Source organism: Mycobacterium sp. 1465703.0 (assembly GCF_001672975.1).
Taxonomy (GTDB): Bacteria; Actinomycetota; Actinomycetes; order Mycobacteriales; family Mycobacteriaceae; genus Mycobacterium.
In genome coordinates this window covers 1-21,248 of record NZ_LZKU01000180.1, presented here as the reverse complement: position 1 = coordinate 21,248, position 21,248 = coordinate 1, and the positions used below count along the sequence as shown (strand labels likewise).

The window sequence follows — 21,248 nt, the reverse complement described above, 5'->3', positions numbered from 1 at the left end:
TGCCCGGTCCTTACTATCCTGCTGCCCTATCGTGATAGCGGTGACGATCGAGGATTCCGCCATCATGCCTGAGGCGTTCTTCACTGTAGACGGCGACTCCTATGTTCCGGGCCAACTGACGCAGGGGCCATGGGGTGCGGCGATGGGCGGCCAGATCGTCGGGGGCCTGTTGGGTTGGGGCATAGAGCAATCCGGGATCGATCCGGATCTGCAGCCCGCCCGTTTCACGGTTGACCTGTTGCGTCCGGCCATGATGGAGCCGGTGCAGATTCAGACCTCGGTGCAGCGCGAGGGCCGGCGGATCAAGCTGGTCGACGGCAGCCTGGTGCAGAACGGCACGGTGGTCGCCCGGGCCAGCGCGCTATTCCTGCGCCGCGGGGATCATCCCGACGGACAGGTGTGGTCGTCCCCAGCGCAAATGCCGCCGCTGCCCTCGTCCTCGGACGGCTTTCCCGACGAGATGCCGTTCCTCATCTGGGGGTACGGGGCTACCTTGGAAGGCAGTCCCGGTATCGCCGCCGGGGAATGGGAGCAGACGCATTCCCAGAAGTTCGCCTGGGCCCGATTGTTTCGCCCGATGGTGCACGGCCACCCGCTCACTCCGTTCACCCGGCTGGCTTTCGTCGGTGACATCACCAGTTCGCTCACCCATTGGGGCACAAGCGGATTGCGTTACATCAACGCCGACTACACCGTCACCGCAAGCCGGCTGCCCGACGGCGAATTCCTCGGACTGGCCGCCCAGAGCCACTACGGCACCGCGGGTGTCGCCACCGGCGCCGCCACCCTGTTCGACCGGTATGGGCCGATCGGCACCAGCTCCGCGCTGGCCCTTGCGCAACCGGCCGACGCCTTCAAGCCGACCTTCGGATAGGCGAGGTCATTCCATAAGCTGGGCGGCGACCGTCGCCCCGAGCTCCCAACATGCCTGCAGCTCGTCCTTACCGGGTTTGCCCGAAACGATCACAGTCGCTGCGGCTTTGGACCAACCCAGGCCCGTCGTGATGGTGTCGACAGCGCGTTCGGCGCCCTCAGTGCCCTCGTTGCCGTGCAGGTACAGCCCGAACGGTCGGCCGCGAGTGGAGTCGAGCAGCTGGTAGTAGGAGCAGTCGAAGGCGTGCTTGAGAGCACCCGAGATGTAGCCCAGGTTCGCCGGGGTGCCCAGCAGATAGCCGTCGGCGGCCAGCATCTCGGCCGGCGAGACCGTCAGCGCCGGGCGGCGCAACACCTCCACGCCCTCGATGTCGGGGTCGGTCGCGCCGGAGACCACCGCCTCGAACATCTCGTGGGTGTGCGGCGACGGCGTGTGGTGCACGATCAGCAGCGTCTTACTCATGGCGCGCCTGCAGGTTTACGGCCGTCTTCATGGCCTCGCGGGCGCGGCGGCGATCCCCGGCATAGTCGTAGGCGCGGGCCAGCCGATACCAGTGCCGCCAGTCGTCCGGGTGGTCTTCGACTTCGGTGCGCACCGTGGCGAACAGTTCGTCGGCCGCGTCGCGTTGGATGCGGCCTGACGGGCGGCGCGGCAGTGCGCTGGTGTCCAGCTCCATGCCGTCGGCCGCGATCAGCCGGGCCAATTTCTGGTGGGCGAACCCGGCGCGCAGGGTGGCGATCATCGCCCACAGCCCGATCACGGGCAGGATCAACACCGCCAATCCCAGTCCGACGGCGGCGGCCCGGCCGGAGGCGATCATCGCGACGGCCACCCGCCCCAACAGCACGAAGTACACCAACAGCGCCAGGCACATGAAGGCGACCAGCAATTGGGTGCGCACCACCCGCGCAGTGTCGCTCATTGCAGATTGAGCAGGGCCTCGAGACCCACCGTGAGGCCGGGGCGTTCTTTGATGCGCCGCACCGCCAGCAGCACACCGGGCACGAACGAGGTCCGATCGATGCTGTCGTGGCGGATGGTCAGCGTCTCCCCTTCGGTGCCGAACAAGATCTCCTGATGAGCGACCAGCCCGGCCAGCCGCACCGAGTGCACCGGGATGCCGTCGACGTCGGCGCCGCGGGCGCCCGGCAGACTGGTGCTGGTGGCATCGGGGTTAGGCGGCAAGTCTTTTCGCGACTCGGCGATCAGTTTCGCGGTGCGCGTCGCGGTTCCGGAAGGGGCGTCGGCCTTATGTGGGTGATGCAGCTCGATCACCTCTGCCGAGTCGAAGAAGGGCGCGGCCTGCTTGGCGAAGTGCATCGACAGCACCGCCCCGATCGCGAAGTTCGGCGCGATCAGCACCGACGTGTTCGGGCTGTCGGCAAGCCAGGCCTGTACCTGCTGTAGCCGCTGGGCGGTGAAGCCGGTGGTGCCGACGACGGCGTGAATCCCGTTGCCGATGACGAACTCTAGGTTGTCCATCACTACGTCGGGGTGGGTGAAGTCGATGACGACCTCTGTGTTGGCCTCGGTCAGCAGGCTCATCGGGTCACCGGCGTCCACTTCGGCCGACAGGCTCAGATCCTCGGCGGCCTGCACGCCTGCCACCATTGCCGATCCGACCTTGCCCTTGGCTCCCAGCACTCCTACCCGCATGGCTTCACCCTAGACCGGGGCAATTCTGTGCCGCCGCATGCGTCGAGTTACTTCATGACCTCGAACGTGTGCCGATCAGGTGTGGACGATCCAGCCCGCTACGGCGTAGGGAGCGGGTTGCGCGGGATCGTTCATCGTGATGTACAGGTCGCCTGCCGTCGGCATAGCGAAGCCGACAAACCCATGCGTGGTCTGCCCGTCCTGCAGGCCACCCGATGTCAGCGGGGGCATCTTGTCGAGCCTCCGGAAGTCGACCGCTAACGTTGCCGGCTGGGGCGCATCGTCGGGATGGGTCCATGGCTGATTGCCGCCGCCGTGTCCGGCGAACACATGGTTCTGGTTGAACTGGAAGAAACGGTGGGACGTCGAGGTGATAGTCATTTCCACCACGTTGCATGCGGAGTCGGGCGTCGGATTCGCAAAATGAGAGGTGCACCCCGGCGGTAACCACGTTGCACTGTTGACGGTGATGTCGGCGGTCCCGCCGCCGGCCGTCCGCGCATGCACGGGTACGCCCAGCTCACCGATCGGGAACGGTGGGCTCTCGGGCGTGTCGGCCGATCCGGGAGGGCACGGGCATGCGGCGATCACCACGGCGACCGCGGCTGCGGCGTTGACAAATCCCGCGCGCACCACGGGAGATTACCCATAGCGCTGCCACGAAAAACGCGGAACTGTCCGACGCCCGCGTCAAGCCGATCCTGGCTTGCCCGGTTGCTGAAGTGCCAGGAGCACGTCAGCGCGGCGGCCTGCCGACCCCGGTGGTACCGGGTTGGCGTCGAACAGCGAATCCCGTTGCGGCTGAAATAGATTGGCACCAAAGCGTCGTCCCGAACGGCTACTTCTTGAACCGCCCGGCGAATCCGCGCAGCGGTAGATCGGCGCTGGTGATGAGTCCCGGTGGCGCCGCCACCACCGACTTGATCGAGGCGAGGGCGGGCATACCGGTGACGGTCATGCCGATGGAGGCGAAGTTGTCCGGGTTGGACAGGTCGACGCCGGGCTTGGGGAAAATCATGTGCTTGTTGTAGATGCAGGGGTCGCCCTGGATCTGAGTGATGTAGCAGCCCTTGATGTTCCAGCTGGGGTCGGTGTGCGGGGTCATCTGCCATTCCAGGTGCGTCTCGACCCGCGGCACGCCGTCGACCATGCCCTGATACTTGATGTAGTTACCACCCAGCGAACCCTTCGGCAGCGTGTACCAGCCCAGGTCGACGTCCTTGGTGCATGCGCCGAGCTGATAGCTGAACTTGACCTCGTCGAGCCGCAGGTCGAAACAGTCGGCCATCATGTACACGCTGTCCGCGAAGACGCGGGTGTACTTCTCCAGCTTGGCGGGAATTTCGGGGTCGTCGACCGGCTGGCCGTAACCGACCTCGATCCAGGTGTCCTTGGAATGGTGGCACGACACGTCGACCGATTCGATGGTGGTGACGTTCTCGATGTCGGCGACATCGGCCGAGCACACCACCCCGAGTATCTGGTTCAGGCCCGGGTTCATCCCGGTGCCGTAGAACGTCGCGCCGCCCTTCTCGGCGGCCTCGGCCAAAAGCTGGGTCACCGGCTTGCCGGACGGGTGCGGGTGGTTCTTGTCGCGGTGCCAGCCGGTGATCCAGTCGGCGGTGGTGACGATATTGATGCCCGCCTCAAGCACCTGCACGTAGAGATCCTCGTCGGGAAACACTCCGTGAAAAGTCAACACGTCGGGCTTGGCGGCGATGATCTCCTCGACCGTTCCGGTAAACGCCACCCCGTTGGGCGCCAGTCCGGCGAACTCTCCGGTGTCCTTGCCGACCTTCTCCGGTGAATAACTGTGCACGCCAACAAGTTCGATGTCGGGCTGGGTAGCGATCCGCTTGATCATCTCCGAGCCGACGTTTCCGCTTCCGACCTGAAAGACGCGAACCGGTGCTGCACTCATTGCTTTAAGCCTTCCTGCGGTACAAACGACTCGGGATAGAACTGCTTGGCCCACTTGCGAATTGCGGTGAAGCCTTCGTACTCGTCGGTGGCCAGTGCCGGCGGATCCGAATACCGCTGGTGCTGCCAGATGTCGATGTCCTGCTCGAACTGCCGGATCACTTCTCGCCCGAATTCGTCCGCCTTGGCTCGAGCTTTTTCGAGGCCCGCTACGGCTTCTTTGTGCGGCGTCCGGCCGATATAGACCATGAAGCGGACGTCGGAGGTGCACTCGTCGACAGGCGTGATCGCCGAGATGGTGCGGTTGTCGACCATGCCCCAGCTCTTGGTCACCGCGATGCCCAGACCGCCGTTGATGGCTTGTACTCCGCTGTTGACGTCCTCGATCTTTTGGCCGTCATCGCCTTCGAAGGTAATGGTGAAGTCGACGTAGGACACCGGCTCGGCGAAGTCGTGGCGGGTGAACACCGGCACGATCGGGGTGCTGTGCACGTACTTGAAGTGCGCGAAGTCCACCCCGTTCTCGAGCACGTATTGCGGATGCATTTCCAGGGCTTCGCGATACAGCCGCTGCTGCGGGTAGTAGTCGTCCGCGCTGCTGCCGTCCTCGAACGCGGCGAACACGTCCGGAGCATCGAAGTACGGTTCGCGACGGTCGAGGTCGTGCCAGATGTACACCGACGCGTTGCGCTCCACCACCGGGTAGGTGCGAATGCGGCGGCCACGGTTGGGCCGCTCCTGATACGGGATGCAGACGTTGCGGCCCTCCCGGCTCCACTGCCACCCGTGGAACGGGCATTGCAGCACCTCCCCGACGACCTTGCCGCCGTACCCCAGGTGCGCGCCCAGGTGCTCGCAGTAGGCGTTCATCACGGTGAGCTCGCCGGATTCGGCGCGCCAGGCGACCATCTCCTGGTCGAAGTACTTCATTTTGTGCACGTCGCCGACGCCGATCTCGTCGGACCAGGCGACCTGGAACCAGCCAGTCGGTTTCATCGACAACGGTGGCTTAGCCATCGAGCCCTGCCATGTGAACTGTCCTCCCTCGGGTACGAATGATAGGCCGCGCCCCGATAAAATCAAAGTACCCTCTATGAAACTCTTCGGTTGGCTGGGTGCCAACGGCTAAGATCGGCGGATGACCCATCAGAGCAGCGCGGCCGGTGTCGCAGGCCGGCGCCCGAATCGGCGGGGCAACGCGACTCGGGAAAGCATGCTGGAGGCGGCGCTGCGCTCGCTGGCCTCCGGCGAGCCCGGCTCGGTATCGGCCAATCGCATCGCCAAAGACATCGGTGCCACCTGGGGTGCGGTGCAGTACCAGTTCGGCGACACCGACGGATTCTGGGCCGCGGTGCTGCATCGCACCGCCGAACGCCGCGCCGCGACGTTCTCGACCCTGTCGACACCGGTCTCGCCGGAGGCGCCGCTGCGCGAGCGGGTCGGCGCCATCATCGAGACCCTCTACCGCGGCTTGGCCTCCCCGGATTCACGCGCGATCGAAAACCTGCGGGCCGCCCTGCCGCGGGACCCCGGCGAGCTCGAGCGGCTTTACCCACGCACGGCGGCCGAGCTGTTCTCCTGGGGCAAAAGCTGGTTGGAGACCTGCCAGCACGCCTTCGCCGGTTTGGCCGTCGACCCGGATCGGGTCCGCGAGGTGGCCGCGCTGATCCCCGGCGCAATGCGTGGCCTGGTGTCGGAGCGCCAGCTGGGTTCCTACGCCGATCTCGACATGGCGCGCCGGGGCCTGACCAACGCGCTGACCGCCTACCTCGAGCAATCCCGGCCGTAATGGCCGACATCACGTTGCGCGAGGCCACCCCAATCGATTTCGCCGATGTGGCGGCCATGCACTACCGGGTCTGGCGACAATCCTGGGCCGGCGTTCTGCCGGCACACGTACTCGACGCGCTCACGTCGCCGAAACGCTGGGCCGTGCTGCTGTACCCCCGAGACCTCAGCCGGCCGGGGTGGCGCATGTGGATCGCCGAGAGCAGCGGGCAGCTTCTGGGCATGACGATCTTCGGGCCGGATCCCGATGACCCGGAGCGCCTCCAACTCGATGCGCTCTACATTTCGCCGGAAAGCCAACGGCATGGCATCGGCGGCCTGCTGCTGGCCAAGGTCCTGGACTGCGACCCCGGCTGTGATGTCGTCTTGTGGTGTGCCGAGGCCAATGCCGCGGCCCGGCGCTTCTATGAGAAGAACGACTTTCACCCCGACGGTCGCACGCTGAATTGGGAGCCGGCGCCCGGGGTGAAGGTGCCCCACCTGGGCTACCGACTCAGGCGTCGATGACCACCCGCTCGCCGTCGGCCCGGGAGACGCACACCAGCATGCCGTCATCCCCCGCCACGGCGCGGCCACGGTGATCCACTTGTCCGGCAAGCACTTTCACCCTGCATGTGCCGCAAAACCCCTGCCGGCACGAGTACGGTGTCGTCGGATCCCGATCGAGCATGACGTCGAGTGCGGTCCGATTCGGCGGCACCGCGAGCACCTGTCCCGATCGCGCGAACTCCAGCTCGAAGGGAACTCCGTCGACGATCGGCGCCGGGCTGAACCTTTCGTAATGCAGTGGCGCACCGGCGTGTTCGTTGCGGGCAATCCGGACGGCTTCGAGCATGGCGCTCGGCCCGCATACGTAGACAGCGGTCGCCGGTCCCGCTTCGGCCAACAGCTCTGCCACCGTGGCGAAGCGGCCGTGCTCGTCGTCGGCCCACACCGTCACCCGGTCCGGCCCCACCGACACGACCTCGTCGAGCAGCGGCATGTACGCCCGGCTGCGGCCGGTATAGATTGCGCGCCAATTGATACCGCGCCGCGCGGCCACCTGGATCATCGGCAGAATGGGCGTCACCCCGATCCCGCCGATCACGAACAACACGTCCTGTTCGGCGGTGCCGAGATAAAACGCGTTGCGCGGGCCTTCGAAGACAAGCGTGTCGCCCACGTCGAAAGTTTCATGCATCTCCACGGATCCGCCCCCGCCATCGGCGATCCGGCGGACAGCGATGCGATAGTCGGTGCGCCGCCCGGGCGGGCCGCACAACGAGTACTGCCGACGCCGGCCGGAGGGCAACACAACGTCGATGTGCCCGCCGGGCGTCCAGGACGGGAGTAACCCGCCGTCGGGGTCGGCCAACGTCAACGCGACGACGTCCGGCGCGACGAGTTCTCGGGTGGTCACCACGGCGGTCAGCTTGCGCCGCACCGGCTGTACCCGCGAGGGCTCCCATCGCGACACCGTGGCGAAGCCCTCGAACACCGCGCGGACGCCCCACAACAACGACCCGAAGCGGTCGTGGGTGCGCCGGCCGTACAGGTCGGCGGGTCTACTGGCCCAAATACTCTCCGGCACCGAAATCCCCTACTTCTGCCGAATGTCCAAGCGCGCGAACAGCCGGATCATTCCCGGGCTGATGCGCCGCATCGCATAACCGATCTTGGATTCCGCGGCGATCGGCAACACGGCAGGACCGGTCCTGACGGCCTTGACGATCGCCTTGGCGGTCGCTTCCGGGGTGAAGTTGCGCCGCCGGTAGGCGGCGTCGGCCTTGCCCCGCGCCCGCTCCTGCTGCTCTGTGCTCATCCCGGCGTAGATGGTGTTCTTGGCGATGTTGGTGTTGACGAATCCCGGGCACACCGCTGTGACGGTGATGCCCTCGTCGGCGAAGTCGGCACGCAATGACTCGCTGAGTGCCAGCACGGCCGCCTTGGTGGTGCTGTAGGCGACCATGGATTTCGACGGTAGGTAGGCCGCCGCCGACGCCACGTTGATGATCGTGCCGCCCTCGCCGCGCTCGACCATCTGCGCACCGAATGCCCTGCTGCCGGAGATGACGCCGCGTACGTTGACGCCCATGATGTCTTCCCAGTTCGCTGAACTGGTCTCCAGGAACCGGCCCGCCATCCCGATGCCGGCGTTGTTGACCAGGATGTCGACCACACCGTGCTCGTTGCGCACTTGCGCCGCAAGCTCATTCATCGCGGCCTCGTCGCTGACGTCGACCTGGTAGACCGCGGCCTCGGCGCACGCGGCGCGAACGGCGTCGGCGGTTTCGTTGGCGGCCGCCAGATCACGGTCGACCAGCACGATCTTGCGGGCGCCGTGACGGGCCAGCTCCACCGCCGTCGCCCTGCCGATTCCGGCGCCGGATCCGGTGACCAGGGCGAGTTTTCCGCGCACCTCGCGCCGTTCGCCGCGCACCTGCGACGCGGCGGTGCCGGCTTCTCCGGCGACGGTGAGATCGACCCACTCGGTGGTCAGCCGGGCGATGACATCCGGACGCGACGTCACCACCCAGTGCCCACCCTCAACCTCGATCACCCTGCCGCCCTCGGGAATTGCGCCGGTGAACCGTTGCAGCGCCGGCGTGACGAACATGTCCCGGCGCGGAACCAGAGTCTGCACGGCGACGCTGGTCTTGGGCAGCTGCCGGCCGGGCGACAGCATCGGCGCCGGCATGTTCTGCCGGTACAGGTTGAGCCCGTGCACGTAGTCGGTGACCGAGCGCATGGTGTCGTGGCGTTGGCTGCGAGTGCTCGACCGCCCGATGCGCTCAAGGGCCTCAATGAGTTTCACGCCGACCTTGGACCGGAATGACAGTTCCGGCAGGCCCGGGCACAAGAAGAAACCGATGTAGCCCGACGAGATCAGTTGTCGGACAACCCGAGCCAGGGCCCGCGGCGTGCGTGCCGACCGCAGAAAGGCGCCGGCGTAGTTCAGGTGCGGACCCGAGATCGAGGTGAAGGAGGCGACCTTGCCCATCACCGACTCGTCGGTGACCGCCGCCCATGCCTGAATCGACCCCCAGTCGTGGGCCAGCAAGTGCACCCGCCCGACGCCGAGGCTGTCGATCACGGCACCGATGTCGGAGACCAGTTGCATGAAAACATACCCGGAACGCGTTGCGGGACAGGTGGATTCACCCGCCCCGCGCACGTCGTAGGCGACGAAGTTGTAGGGCTCGCCGGTCAGCTCGTGGGCCACCGCATCCCAGACGTGGTGATTGTCGGGAAAGCCGTGAACAGCCAGGATGGTGGGCCGCGCCGGGTCGATCTCGGTGTAGCGGTGCACGGCCAGCGTGACGCCGTCGCTGGCGGTGATGCTCGATGTGGTGCTCATTGGATCAGTGCGAGGCCCGCGCGGCGGGCGAGATCGCCAGATAGTCGACTGCCTGGCCCAGTCCGCCGAGTTGCGAGGGATGGAAGCCCGGCCGGTAGTAGTTCCCGATCGCGCGGATGAACCGCAGCGGCCCGGGCACCAGCCCGCGGCGGGCGGCCTTGAAGTAATCCCGCCAGCGCGGCTTGCTGCGCGGCGGCAGATAGGGATCCAGCGAGTACATGAACCGCACGCCGCGAATCCAGAGCAGCAGCATCGCGGGCGTCACCACCAGCTGGGCGCGCACCTGCCGCCAATAGCCGGCCTGCAGATGCTTCATAGTGTCGAAGGCCACCGCCTTGTGTTCGACTTCTTCGGCGCCGTGCCAGCGCAGCATGTCCAGCATCACCGGGTCGGTCCCGATCTTGTCGTGGGCCGGCGCGTCGAGAATCCACTCGCCCAGAATGGCGGTGTAGTGCTCGATGGCGGAGACGATGGAAACCTGCTCGAGCAGCCAGCCCTGCTGGCGGCGCGGGCTCCAGTCGGGCCGCGGCCCCAGCAGCTTGTCGAACAGCCACTTGATCTGGCCGGTGTAGGGAGTCAGGTCGATGTCGCGCGCGGCGAAGTGGGCGAGCACGTTCGCGTGCGCCTGGGAATGCACGGCTTCCTGGCCGATGAAGCCCTGGACATCCAGCCGCAGCTGGTCGTCCTTGATCAGCGGCAGGGTCTGCTTGAACACCTCGACGAAGAACTCTTCCCCGGCCGGCAGCAGCAGGTGCAGCACGTTGAGCACGTGGGTGGCGAACGGCTCACCAGGCACGTAGTGGAACGGCAAGTTCGCCCAGTCGAAGTCCACATCGCGGGCCTCGAGCACCAGTCGCTCGTGGTCCAGCGAGGCGTCGTGTGGACCCGCTGCTTGGTTGTCGACGGTCAGCATCGTGCCCCCTACCTCGGCGTTTAGCCCTCGATCACGGTTTTGCGGTGGACGTCGCGCGACCCAAGTATAGGGACGCGGGGTAGATATGCGAAACCGCCGGTACTGGGTTTCTCTTCGCGGCTGCGCTCAGCGGGTTGCGGCGCCGCGGCGCAGCTCGTACTGGCCGGGGTCGGGGTTTGCCAGCATCCTGCGGTGTTCGGCCGGAGTGAGGGGCCACACCTCGGGCACGCCGTCTTTGTTGAGGTACCAGCTGTTGCAGCCGGTGGTCCACACGGTGTCGGGCATCGCGGCCCGCAGCTTGTCGTTGAAGCGCTCGGTCGCTGCGGCGGTCGGCTCGATCGTGTCGAATTCGCGGCGGCACCAGCGTTCGATCCAGCCCAGGATGTGGTCGGCCTGCGATTCGGCCACGGTCGTCAGCGCGAGGTTTCCCACCGGGCTGTGCGGTCCCAACATCATGAAGAAGTTGGGAAAGCCGGACAGCGCGACGGTTTGGTAAGCGCGCGGGCCGTCGCGCCAGACATCGTTGGCGGCGATCCCGTTCCGGCCGATCAGCTCCATCGGCCGGAAGAACGCATGTGTGTCGAATCCGGTGGCGAGCACGATGATGTCCATCTCGTGCAGCACACCGTCGTCGGTGACGATGCCGCGCGGTTCCACATGGTCGATACCGGCGGTGACCAATTCGACGTCGTCGCGCTGCATCGCCCGGTAGAAACCGTTCGACATCACCAGGCGTTTGCAGGCGGGCGTGTAGTCCGGGGTCAGAGACCGCCGCAACGCGGGATCGCGCACCTCCCAGAGACTGGCGCGGCACAGCGCCGACATCATCTTTCGCCGCAGGCCCGGCTTGGTCAGTCCCACCGCGAAGAAGTCGTATCCGCGGCTGTAAATCCGGTACGCCAACGCATCCAGCCATGGCATCTTGCGCCGGGTAATCCCGGTGAAACCGCTGTAGCGGGGATTGGCCAGCCGCAGTACCCACTGCGCGGTGCGCTGGAACAACGTGACGTGGCCCGCCACCCCGGCCAGCCCGCACACCAGCTGCACACCCGTGGACCCGTTGCCGACGACCGCGACGCGGCGCCCCCGCACGTCGACGCCATGATCCCAGCGTGCCGAGTGAAACACATTGCCGCCGAAGTCATCCAAACCCGGGATCGATGGCATCCGCGGGTGATGCAGCACGCCGGTGGCCGAGATCAGGAAGTCGACTGTGCTCTCCTCGCCGGCGTCGGTGCGCAGCACCCAGCGGCCGTCGTCGAAACGTGCATGACAGATCTCGGTGCCGAACCGGATCCGTTCCCGCAACCCATAACGGTCGGCGACGCCGCGGAAGTAGGCCTGGATTTCACCACCGGGTGAGAACAGGTGCGACCAGTCGGGGTTCCTGGCAAAGCTGTACTGATAGATACGCGAGGGGATGTCGCAGACCAGACCGGGGTAGGTGTTGTCCCGCCAGGTGCCGCCCACCTCGTCGGCCTTCTCGTAGATGGTGACGTCGGTAATGCCGCTGCGCAGCAAGGCAATTGCCATGCATAGCCCGGACATACCGGCTCCGACGACGGCTACGGCGGGATCACGTCGCGTCATCGGAACTCCCGCGGCTCTCGGCTACTCGGTCTCGGCGCGCTGCTTGAGGCGCTGCAAGGTGAGTCGGATGTGCTCGGTGTTGGCAGTCACCCGATCGCTGACGCCGGTGGCCTTGCCCGCGACCTTGCGGAACCACCCGGGCCTGCGGTCCCAGGTGCTCTCGGTGACCGCGCAGCCACCGTCCGCCGCGGCGATGTCGTACTGCCAGCGCGCGATCGGAAAGATGGTGTGGGTCACGTCGAACGCGAAGAGGCGGCCCGGTTCCACGTTGGTGACCGTGCATTTGGTGCTCCAGCGCCGACTGCCGCTCTGATTGTGGCCGGTGAACACCGCGCCCGGGCGCAGCGCGTTGCCCTTGCGCCACTGCATCGCCACCGCCTCCTCGGCCAGCGATGCCAGCGTGGGCAGGTCGGTGATGAGCCGGTACACCACCTCGGGCCGGGCGTCGATCTGCACGGTGGCCGTCACGCTCGGGTCGGTCATTCGCCGATCATAGCCAGCAAACAGCCAGCCTTTGCGGCTCCCGCGAAGTTTCTTCACACTTGAACATGAATCGGCAACCAAGGGGCGAGCATGCGAGTCGGCGTACCGACCGAGACCAAGACCAATGAGTTCCGGGTGGCCATCACCCCCGCCGGTGTCGCCGAGTTGACCCGCCGCGGCCACGACGTGTTCGTCCAGGCCGGCGCGGGGGAAGGGTCGGCGATCTCCGATTCCGAGTTCAAGGCGGCGGGCGCCCAACTGGCCGATACGGCCGAACAGGTCTGGGCCGACGCCGACCTGCTGCTCAAGGTCAAAGAGCCGATCCCGGTCGAGTATGAGCTGTTGCGGCCCAACCAGATTCTGTTCACCTATCTACATCTGGCCGCGTCGCGTTCCTGCACCGAAGCACTGCTGGCATCCGCAACGACGGCGATCGCCTACGAGACGGTCCAAACCGCCGACGGCACACTGCCGTTACTGGCCCCGATGAGCGAGGTCGCCGGCCGGCTGTCAGCTCAGGTCGGGGCGTATCACCTGATGCGCACCCACGGCGGGCGCGGCGTGCTGATGGGCGGTGTTCCAGGCGTCAAACCCGCCGATGTCGTGGTGATCGGCGCCGGGACGGCCGGCTACAACGCGGCTCGGGTAGCCGGCGGTATGGGGGCGTCGGTCACGGTGCTCGACGTCAACATCAACAAGCTTCGGCTGCTCGACGCGGAGTTCGGCGGCCAAGTCCGCACCCGTTACTCGTCGGCCTACGACCTGGAGGGCACCGTCAAGCGTGCCGATCTGGTGATCGGCGCCGTGCTGCTGCCCGGCGCGAAGGCGCCCAATCTGATCTCGAATTCTCTTGTCTCACAGATGAAATCTGGCGCGGTTCTGGTGGACATCTCGATCGACCAGGGCGGTTGCTTCGAAGACTCGCGGCCGACCACGCATGACGACCCCACCTTCGCGGTGCACGACACGCTGTTCTACTGCGTGGCGAACATGCCAAGCGCGGTGCCCAAGACGTCGACGGTGGCACTGACCAACGCGACCATGCCTTACGTGCTCGCGCTTGCCGACCGCGGATGGCAGGCGGCGTGTCGATCGGATCATGCTCTGGCCAAAGGTCTTTCGACGCATAACGGCGCGCTGCTATCTGAACAGGTGGCCACCGACCTCGGTTTGCCGTTCACCGACCCGGCCGGCGTGTTGGGCTGACCGGTGCGGGATGGCTAAATCGCGGCCGCGAGATCGGCGATGATGTCGGCCGCCGGGCCGGCACACGCGTTCTTGAATGACGTCCCGGCCCATAGCGGCATTCCGTTGGGATCATCGATGGCCGCCGCCGCTTCCCGGATCGGTGACGTCATCTGGTTGACCTCGGGATAGCCCAGCGGCGCCACGTGATCGAGCATGCGGGTGAAGTCGTTTTCCAGACCGCGCGCATATCGGCCGGAGAATGCTCGCGTGACGACGGTGGTGGCGAACAGTGGGTTCTTCAGGGCGACGCGGTGCGCCGAGTTGGTGCCCGCTTCGTCGGCGAGAAGTAGCGCAGTGCCGACCTGGGCGGCCACCGCTCCCCTGCGCAGCACGGCCCCGACTTCGTCGGCGGTGCCCAGTCCGCCCGCCGCGATGATCGGGATGTCATGGGCGTTGCGGATCCGGTCGATGAGCTGGTGCAGGGACTCGTTGGCGGGTTCCATGTCCGGGGCGAACGTGCCGCGGTGCCCGCCGGCGGCGGGGCCCTGGACCACCAGGCTGTCGGCGCCGGCCGCGACGGCCACTCCCGCCTCGTAGGCCGATGTCACCGTGACCATCACCAGCAGGCCCAGAGCGCCCAACCGCCGGATCACGTCGGGCGGCGGCACCCCGAAGGTAAAAGACACCAGCTCGGGCCGGACATCGGCCACCACTTCGAGCTTCTGCTCCCACTCGTCGTCGTCGCCGTGCTGCGGGTGACCGACCTCCACTTGATAGTGCTCGGCGATTTCCTCGAGCTCTGCCGCGTAGTAATGCAGGGCCACCCAGTCGGCCACACTGGGCTGGGGCACAAACAAGTTCACGCCGAGCGGGCCGGTGGTGGCCTTGCGGGCCGCGGCGATGTCGTCGGCGAACTGCTCGGCGCTGCGGTGTCCACCCGGAACGAAGCCGAGCCCACCGGCATTGGACACCGCCGCGGCCAACGCGGGAGTCCCGGGCCCGCCGGCCATGGGTGCACCCACGATGGGCACCATGATGTCCCAGAAGCCCAGTACCATGCGGCTAATTTACCATCGCCCGAAGTTGTTGGGGCAGTGACCGTTTGGCGGCATACGGGCCGATAACCGCAGCGCCGTAGCGCTGCCCGAGCAGCCGGCGGGCCACCGCGTTCACCTCTTCGACGGTCACCTGATCGATTTGGTGCAGGGTGTGCTCGATGGTGTGGTGTCTGCCGTAGTTGAGCTCGCTGCGGCCCAGCCGGCTCATCCGCGAGCTGGAATCCTCGAGACCGAGCACCAGCCCACCGCGCAGCGCGCCCTTGGCGATGCGGCATTCCGACTCGGTGATGCCGTCGCGGACCACCGAGTCGAGCACGTCGCTGGTCACCGCCATCACCTCGGCGAAGCGTTCGGGTTGGCAGGCAGCGTAAACGGACAGCGCTCCGCTGTCGGCGAAGACGTCGACCGTCGAATACACCGAGTAGGCCAACCCGCGAAGCTCTCGAATCTGCTGGAACAGCCTGGAGCTCAGCCCCCCGCCCAGCGCGGTGTTGAGCACGGTCAGCGCCCAGCGATGCTCCCAGCCCCGCCCGGGCGTGCGGACGCCCAACGACACGTGGGTCTGCTCGGCGTCGCGGTTGGCCAGCATCAGACCGGGGCGGCCGCTGACCCGTCCCGCACCCCTGCGCGGCGCGATGGGTTCACGCCCGCGGACCAGATGTGGCCCGAAGTGCTCGCGCACCAACGCGACCACCTCGTGGTGGTCGACATTGCCGGCCACCGCCACCACCATCCGATCCGGGGTGTAGCGGCGGACATGAAACGAGTGCAGTTGGTTCCGGGTCATCGACGCCACCGACTGCGCGCTGCCGATGACGGGCCGGCCCACCGGGTGGTGACCGAAGAGCGCACTCAGGAACATGTCACCGAGTGCGTCCTCGGGATCGTCGTCGCGCATCGCGATCTCTTCGAGGACCACGTCGCGTTCCAGCTCCACATCGTCGGCGGCACAGCACCCGTTGAGCACCACGTCGGCGACCAGGTCGACGGCCAGCGCCAGATCGGTGTCCAGCACATGCGCGTAGTAGCAGGTGTGCTCCTTGGCGGTGAACGCGTTCAGCTCTCCTCCGACGGCATCCATCGCCTGCGCGATATCCACCGCCGTACGACTGGGAGTCGACTTGAACAGCAGGTGCTCCAGGAAGTGCGCGGCGCCGGCCACGGTGGCACCCTCGTCGCGCGAGCCGACCCCGACCCAGACCCCCACCGATGCGGAACGCACCGAGGGCAGGTATTCGGTGACCACCCGCAAGCCACCCGGCAGCGTGGTACGCCGCAGCGCGGCTTGGGGTGTCGATTCCGCCTCAGCGACCTTGCCCCGGCGCAGTGCGCCGGCCCGACCGGGACGTGTCCCGGTCGATGAGTCAGCTGCTCGCCGTTGCGGCATCTGCGGGAGCGGCCGCGGGAGCATCGGCAGGAGCCGAGCTGTCTTCCTCCACCAAGACCAGCGAGATCTTGCCGCGCTTGTCGATGTCGGCGATCTCGACGCGCAGCTTGTCGCCGACGTTCACCACGTCTTCGACCTTCGCGATCCGCTTGCCCTTACCGAGCTTGGAGATGTGCACCAGACCGTCACGCCCGGGCAGCAGCGACACGAACGCACCGAAATCGGTTGTCTTGACCACGGTTCCGAGGAACCGCTCGCCGACGGTGGGCAGCTGCGGGTTGGCGATGGCGTTGATCCGGTCGATCGCGGCCTGCGCCGAGGGACCGTCGGTGGCGCCGACGAACACGGTGCCGTCGTCCTCGATGGAGATCTGCGCACCAGTCTCCTCGGTGATGGCGTTGATGACCTTGCCCTTAGGGCCGATGACCTCGCCGATCTTGTCCACCGGAACCTTGATGGTGGTGACCCGGGGTGCGTACGGGCTCATCTCGTCGGGCGCGTCGATGGCCTCGGCCATCACCTCCAAGATGGTCAGTCGCGCGTCCTTGGCCTGTCCCAGCGCACCCGCCAACACCTGCGACGGGATGCCGTCGAGCTTGGTGTCCAGCTGCAACGCGGTGACGAAGTCCTTGGTGCCGGCGCACTTGAAGTCCATGTCGCCGAACGCGTCCTCGGCGCCCAGGATGTCGGTCAGGGTGACGAAGCGGCGCTCGGTCTTGCCGTCCACCTCGACGTCGTCGGAGACCAGGCCCATTGCGATGCCCGCCACCGGCGCCTTCAGCGGCACACCGGCATTCAGCAGCGACAGGGTGGACGCACACACCGACCCCATCGACGTCGAGCCGTTGGAGCCCAACGCCTCGGACACCTGACGGATGGCGTACGGGAACTCCTCGACACCGGGCAGCACCGGAATCAGGGCCCGCTCGGCGAGCGCGCCGTGCCCGATCTCACGCCGCTTGGGCGAGCCCACCCGGCCGGTCTCACCGGTCGAGTACGGCGGGAAGTTGTAGTGGTGCATGTAGCGTTTGCTGGTTTCGGGTCCCAACGAGTCGATCTGCTGAGCCATCTTGACCATGTCGAGCGTGGTCACACCCAGGATCTGGGTCTCGCCGCGCTGGAACAGCGCGCTGCCGTGCGCCCGCGGCACCACGGCGACCTCGGCCGACAACGCGCGGATGTCGGTGATGCCGCGGCCGTCGATGCGGAAGTGGTCGGTCAGAATGCGCTGGCGCACCAGCTTTTTGGTCAGTGACCGGTACGCGGCGCTGACCTCTTTCTCGCGGCCCTCGTAGGTGTCGGCGAGCCGCTCGAGCACCTCGGCCTTGAGCTCGTCGGTGCGCGCGTCGCGCTCGGCCTTGCCGCCGATGGTCAGCGCCTTGGCCAGCTCGTCGGTGGCCACCGAAGCCACCGAGTAGTAGACGTCTTCCTGGTAGTCCGGGAATGTCGGGTACTCGCCGACGGGCTTGGCGGCGGCCCCGGCCAGCTCCTCCTGCGCGGTGCACAGCACTGCGATGAACGGCTTGGCCGCCTCCAGGCCTTCGGCCACAACGGTTTCCGTCGGCGCCTGAGCACCGCCCTCGACGAGCTCGATGACCTTCTCGGTGGCCTCGGCCTCGACCATCATGATCGCGACGTCGCCGTCGACCTTGCGGCCGGCCACCACCATGTCGAACACGGCCCGCTCGAGCTGCTCGACGGTCGGGAACGCCACCCAGGTGCCGTCGATGAGCGCGACCCGCACCCCACCGATGGGACCCGAGAAGGGCAGGCCGCTCAGCTGGGTCGAGGCCGACGCGGCGTTGATCGCCAGCACGTCGTACAGGTCATTGGGGTCCAGGCTCATGACCGTCACCACGACCTGGATTTCGTTACGCAGCCCGGAGACGAACGACGGGCGCAGCGGCCGGTCGATGAGCCGGCAGGTCAGGATGGCATCGGTGGAGGGACGGCCCTCCCGGCGGAAAAACGAACCGGGGATGCGACCTGCGGCATACATCCGCTCCTCGACATCGACGGTCAGCGGGAAGAAGTCGAAGTGCTCCTTGGGGCTCTTGCTGGCGGTGGTCGCCGACAACAGCATGTTCTCGTCGTCGAGGTAGGCGACGACGGCGCCGGCGGCCTGCTGAGCCAACCGGCCGGTCTCGAAACGAATGGTGCGGGTGCCAAAGCTCCCGTTGTCGATAGTGGCGGTCGCCTCGAACACGCCCTCTTCAATTTCAGCGACAGACATGGACGTCCGTACGGCCTCTCTTGTATTCAGCTTTTTCGCGTGACCACGCGCGAACCGCAGGCCTGACGGCCACGGGTCACCCGCGGGAGGCGCTGAGTCTGAATACGGCTACGGCCATCGATCGAAGCGGCCGACCTGCCCCAGATCCGGAGAGCCCGGCAGCCACTACCGAAGACCGCCCGATGCAGACTGGCTGCTCCCTCGAACGTGCGTAGTGACACGCTGGAACGGCACACGCGGATCTGCGTGACCGCACCGTTTGCTCGGGCCGAACCGGCCCAGAACGTCCTCACTCTACACGGGCGGCCTCTGCCCGCCATATCGCTTGGGATTCGCGGGGCGACAACACCCCGGATCGGCGAGCGTCAGCGACGCAGGCCAAGCCGCTCGACCAGCGAGCGGTACCGCTCCACATCGATCTGAGCGACGTATTTGAGCAGCCGGCGCCGCCGCCCGACCAGCAGCAGCAGTCCGCGCCGCGAGTGGTGGTCGTGCTTGTGGACCTTCAGGTGCTCGGTCAGGTCGGCGATCCGCTTGGTCAGCAGCGCGACCTGCGCCTCCGGGGAACCGGTGTCGGTGTCATGCAGGCCGTAGTTGCCCAGGATTTCTTTTTTCTGCTCGGCTGTCAGCGCCACGAACTGTCTCCATCAATCGGTCCGCGAAAGGTAAATGTTCAAGGCGCGGCCACCGCGAACCGCAGCACGCGCCGATGTCGTCCGGCAGTTTAGCAGCGCCTAGAGCGGCCGGCCTAAACGGTGAGGTGCCCTGACGCTGAGGTTGCCTTGTCCTTCACATCCGCCCCAGAAGCCCCTCGATGGGAGATGTGACCTGTCGCCCGCATTTCAGCGACAATCCGGCGTCCGCGGCAAAGTCGCTCGGAGGCGGACACAAGGCACCAGGCTCGCCGCAGCGACTGCAGTGGCACGTGCGCGGTTCGGGTGCGCTCAGTCCGACAGCAGCTGGCGCGCCTTGTCGGTGTCCTCACCCATCTCGGCCACGAGTTCCTTGACGGAGTCGAATTTGTGCTGACCGCGGATGCGGGCGACGAAATCCAGCGCCACATGCTGGCCGTACAGGTCGGCATCGGTGTCCAGGACGAACGCCTCGACGGTGCGGGTGCGTCCGGAGAAGGTCGGGTTGGTGCCCACCGACACCGCCGCCTGATAACGCTCGCCCGGGACGACGGTCCCGGTCACCGGCCCGTGGCCGAGCACGGTGAACCACGCGGCGTACACACCGTCGGCCGGGATGGCCGAATACATCGGCGGCGCCACGTTCGCGGTGGGAAAGCCCAATTCGGCGCCGCGCCCGTAACCCCGGACCACCACGCCCTCGACGCGGTGCGGGCGGCCCAGCGCATCGGTGGCCGCCACCATGTCGCCGGCGTCCACACAGGACCGGATGTAGGTGGACGAGAACGTCACGGTCTCGTTGCTGTGGTGCTCGGAAAGCAGCGACATGGACTCGACCGCGAATCCGAATCGCTCGCCGGCGCGCCGCAGGGTCTCGACATTGCCGGCCGCCTTCTTGCCGAACGTGAAGTTCTCCCCCACCACGACCTCGACCACGTGCAGGTTCTCCACCAGCAGCTCATGCACGTAGCGGTCCGGCGTGAGTTTCATGAAGTCGCTGGTGAAAGGCATCACCAGGAAGACATCGATGCCCAGTTCTTCGACCAGCTCGGCGCGCCGGGTCAGCGTCGTCAACTGTGCGGGGTGGCTGCCCGGGTAAACCACTTCCATCGGATGCGGGTCGAACGTCATCAACACGGTCGGGACGTTGCGGGCCCGCGCCGCCTTCACCGCATGCGCGATCAGCTCGGCGTGGCCGCGGTGCACGCCATCGAATACACCGATGGTGAGCACACACCTGCCCCAGTCCGTGGGTATCTCGTCCTGGCCGCGCCACCGCTGCACGACCGCAAGCCTACGGCGCCGAGTGGCTCGTCGGGAGGTCGAGACGCGCCGCAGCCCCGCGATGGTGTCGGGGAACACGTCGGATCAGGCGTGGGGCCTAAACTTTCTGGTTGTGAGGGCTGACGAAGAGCATGGCGGTATCACCGCGGTCGGCCAGGACTACCTCAAGGTCATCTGGAATGCCCAGGAGTGGTCCCCCAAAGACGCGCCGCAAAAGGTCAGCACCAAGATGCTGGCCGAGAAGATCGGGGTATCGGCCAGCACGGCCTCGGAGTCCATCCGCAAACTCGCCGAGCAGGGCCTCGTCGACCACGAGAAATACGGTGCGGTGACGCTGACCGAGGCGGGGCGGCGGGCGGCGCTGGAGATGGTGCGCCGGCATCGGCTGCTGGAGACCTTCCTGGTCAACGAGCTGGGCTACGCCTGGGATGAGGTGCACGACGAGGCCGAGGTGCTCGAGCACGCGGTGTCGGACCGCCTGGTGGCCCGCATCGACGCCAAGCTGGGATTCCCACAACGCGACCCGCACGGTGACCCGATTCCGGCGTCGGACGGACAGGTGCCGCGCCGTGCGCGAAAACATCAGGCCACCACCCAGATCGCCCGGGCGGCCGGGCTGCCCAGATCGACCGTCGTCTCGGCGCCCTCGCCGGAGTCGATTGCCACCGAGATCATGCCGGCGAATTCGCGCCGGGTCAGCACCCGCAGCCGCGAGTCCAGATTGATGCCGACGTCGGTGAAGTAGCGCAGCATCTCGGGGTCGGCGTCGGAGATGCGGGCCACCGTGCCGGTGTCCCCGTCGCCGCACGCCCACAGCTGCCGGGCGGGCGGGGTGGTGGAGGTCAAGCCGTAACGGGCCGCCACCTCGGTGATGATGGCGGTCCCGCCCCGCAGGCCCCAGAATT

Annotated in this window: 21 protein-coding genes and 1 pseudogene; 5 read left to right on the top strand and 17 right to left on the bottom strand. The window is 66.8% G+C overall.

All coding sequences use genetic code 11. The features are described from left to right. The first annotated feature begins 40 nt into the window (after positions 1-40). Complete coding sequence (locus tag A5625_RS16345; RefSeq protein WP_197516130.1) at positions 41-874, top strand: thioesterase family protein; 834 nt, start codon at positions 41-43, stop codon at positions 872-874. Positions 875-880: 6 nt separating this feature from the next. On the opposite strand, the gene A5625_RS16340 is transcribed toward A5625_RS16345, so the two are convergent. The 6 genes from A5625_RS16340 to A5625_RS16315 form a co-directional block, all read right to left on the bottom strand. After that, the gene (locus tag A5625_RS16340; protein ID WP_066995867.1) at positions 881-1,336 is read right to left on the bottom strand and encodes a flavodoxin family protein; all 456 of its coding nucleotides are present in this window, start codon (positions 1,334-1,336) and stop codon (positions 881-883) included. Next, a complete protein-coding gene (locus tag A5625_RS16335) occupies positions 1,329-1,796 on the bottom strand; it encodes a hypothetical protein (RefSeq protein WP_066995865.1) in 468 nt (155 codons plus the stop codon). Before A5625_RS16335 ends, A5625_RS16340 begins: the two co-directional genes overlap by 8 nt. Further along, positions 1,793-2,530: a 4-hydroxy-tetrahydrodipicolinate reductase gene (gene dapB, locus A5625_RS16330; RefSeq protein WP_066995862.1), complete on the bottom strand. Its 738-nt coding sequence runs from the start codon at positions 2,528-2,530 to the stop codon at positions 1,793-1,795. Before dapB ends, A5625_RS16335 begins: the two co-directional genes overlap by 4 nt. 75 nt (positions 2,531-2,605) lie before the next feature. After that, positions 2,606-3,163 (bottom strand): hypothetical protein, encoded by a 558-nt coding sequence (locus A5625_RS16325; RefSeq protein ID WP_066995882.1) that lies wholly within the window; start codon positions 3,161-3,163, stop codon positions 2,606-2,608. Positions 3,164-3,368: 205 nt separating this feature from the next. Continuing rightward, positions 3,369-4,451 (bottom strand): dihydrodipicolinate reductase, encoded by a 1,083-nt coding sequence (locus tag A5625_RS16320; RefSeq protein ID WP_066995859.1) that lies wholly within the window; start codon positions 4,449-4,451, stop codon positions 3,369-3,371. Beyond that, the gene (locus A5625_RS16315) at positions 4,448-5,467 is read right to left on the bottom strand and encodes a Rieske 2Fe-2S domain-containing protein (protein ID WP_066995856.1); all 1,020 of its coding nucleotides are present in this window, start codon (positions 5,465-5,467) and stop codon (positions 4,448-4,450) included. Before A5625_RS16315 ends, A5625_RS16320 begins: the two co-directional genes overlap by 4 nt. Before the next feature lie 121 nt (positions 5,468-5,588). Between A5625_RS16315 and A5625_RS16310 the strand changes: the two genes are divergently transcribed. Next, positions 5,589-6,239, top strand: coding sequence for a TetR/AcrR family transcriptional regulator (locus tag A5625_RS16310; RefSeq protein ID WP_066995853.1), 651 nt, complete (start codon positions 5,589-5,591; stop codon positions 6,237-6,239). Next, entirely contained in the window at positions 6,239-6,745 is a 507-nt protein-coding gene (locus A5625_RS16305; RefSeq protein ID WP_066995850.1) for a GNAT family N-acetyltransferase, read from the top strand. The genes A5625_RS16310 and A5625_RS16305 overlap by 1 nt, the downstream gene beginning before the upstream one ends. Here the strand turns inward: A5625_RS16305 and A5625_RS16300 are convergent. The 5 genes from A5625_RS16300 to A5625_RS16280 all read right to left on the bottom strand — a co-directional run bounded on the left by A5625_RS16300 (position 6,732) and on the right by A5625_RS16280 (position 12,561). After that, positions 6,732-7,814, bottom strand: coding sequence for a PDR/VanB family oxidoreductase (locus tag A5625_RS16300; RefSeq protein ID WP_066995848.1), 1,083 nt, complete (start codon positions 7,812-7,814; stop codon positions 6,732-6,734). The genes A5625_RS16305 and A5625_RS16300 overlap by 14 nt on opposite strands. Positions 7,815-7,817: 3 nt before the next feature. Further along, positions 7,818-9,575 (bottom strand): SDR family oxidoreductase, encoded by a 1,758-nt coding sequence (locus A5625_RS16295; RefSeq protein ID WP_066995845.1) that lies wholly within the window; start codon positions 9,573-9,575, stop codon positions 7,818-7,820. Positions 9,576-9,579: 4 nt separating this feature from the next. Continuing rightward, complete coding sequence (locus tag A5625_RS16290) at positions 9,580-10,488, bottom strand: metal-dependent hydrolase (RefSeq protein ID WP_066995842.1); 909 nt, start codon at positions 10,486-10,488, stop codon at positions 9,580-9,582. A gap of 126 nt (positions 10,489-10,614) precedes the next feature. After that, positions 10,615-12,078: an NAD(P)/FAD-dependent oxidoreductase gene (locus A5625_RS16285; RefSeq protein WP_066995839.1), complete on the bottom strand. Its 1,464-nt coding sequence runs from the start codon at positions 12,076-12,078 to the stop codon at positions 10,615-10,617. A gap of 21 nt (positions 12,079-12,099) precedes the next feature. After that, entirely contained in the window at positions 12,100-12,561 is a 462-nt protein-coding gene (locus tag A5625_RS16280) for an SRPBCC family protein (protein ID WP_066995836.1), read from the bottom strand. A 90-nt stretch (positions 12,562-12,651) separates the two neighbouring features. On the opposite strand from A5625_RS16280, the gene ald reads away from it, so the two are divergent. Continuing rightward, a complete protein-coding gene (ald, locus tag A5625_RS16275; RefSeq protein WP_066995833.1) occupies positions 12,652-13,767 on the top strand; it encodes an alanine dehydrogenase in 1,116 nt (371 codons plus the stop codon). A gap of 14 nt (positions 13,768-13,781) precedes the next feature. Here the strand turns inward: ald and A5625_RS16270 are convergent, their stop codons facing one another. The 5 genes from A5625_RS16270 to A5625_RS16250 form a co-directional block, all read right to left on the bottom strand. Next, a complete protein-coding gene (locus tag A5625_RS16270; RefSeq protein ID WP_066995830.1) occupies positions 13,782-14,807 on the bottom strand; it encodes a nitronate monooxygenase in 1,026 nt (341 codons plus the stop codon). A 4-nt stretch (positions 14,808-14,811) separates the two neighbouring features. Then, the gene (locus A5625_RS16265; RefSeq protein WP_066995879.1) at positions 14,812-16,194 is read right to left on the bottom strand and encodes a pitrilysin family protein; all 1,383 of its coding nucleotides are present in this window, start codon (positions 16,192-16,194) and stop codon (positions 14,812-14,814) included. Continuing rightward, positions 16,172-18,427, bottom strand: a complete 2,256-nt coding sequence (locus A5625_RS16260; RefSeq protein ID WP_082984428.1) for a polyribonucleotide nucleotidyltransferase — start codon at positions 18,425-18,427, stop codon at positions 16,172-16,174. Before A5625_RS16260 ends, A5625_RS16265 begins: the two co-directional genes overlap by 23 nt. 365 nt (positions 18,428-18,792) lie before the next feature. Beyond that, entirely contained in the window at positions 18,793-19,062 is a 270-nt protein-coding gene (gene rpsO / locus A5625_RS16255) for a 30S ribosomal protein S15 (protein ID WP_066995824.1), read from the bottom strand. 309 nt (positions 19,063-19,371) lie between these two features. Continuing rightward, on the bottom strand, positions 19,372-20,343 hold the full coding sequence (locus tag A5625_RS16250) for a bifunctional riboflavin kinase/FAD synthetase (RefSeq protein ID WP_066995801.1): 972 nt from the start codon (positions 20,341-20,343) through the stop codon (positions 19,372-19,374). Between the two features lie 112 nt (positions 20,344-20,455). Here A5625_RS16250 and mntR point away from each other — a divergent pair. Then, positions 20,456-20,908: pseudogene (mntR, locus tag A5625_RS16245) on the top strand (manganese-binding transcriptional regulator MntR); the annotation flags it as partial. Between the two features lie 17 nt (positions 20,909-20,925). On the opposite strand, the gene A5625_RS28445 reads toward mntR, so the two are convergent. Beyond that, positions 20,926-21,248: FeoA family protein (locus A5625_RS28445; protein WP_232003715.1), on the bottom strand; the 323-nt coding region annotated here is incomplete at its 5' end.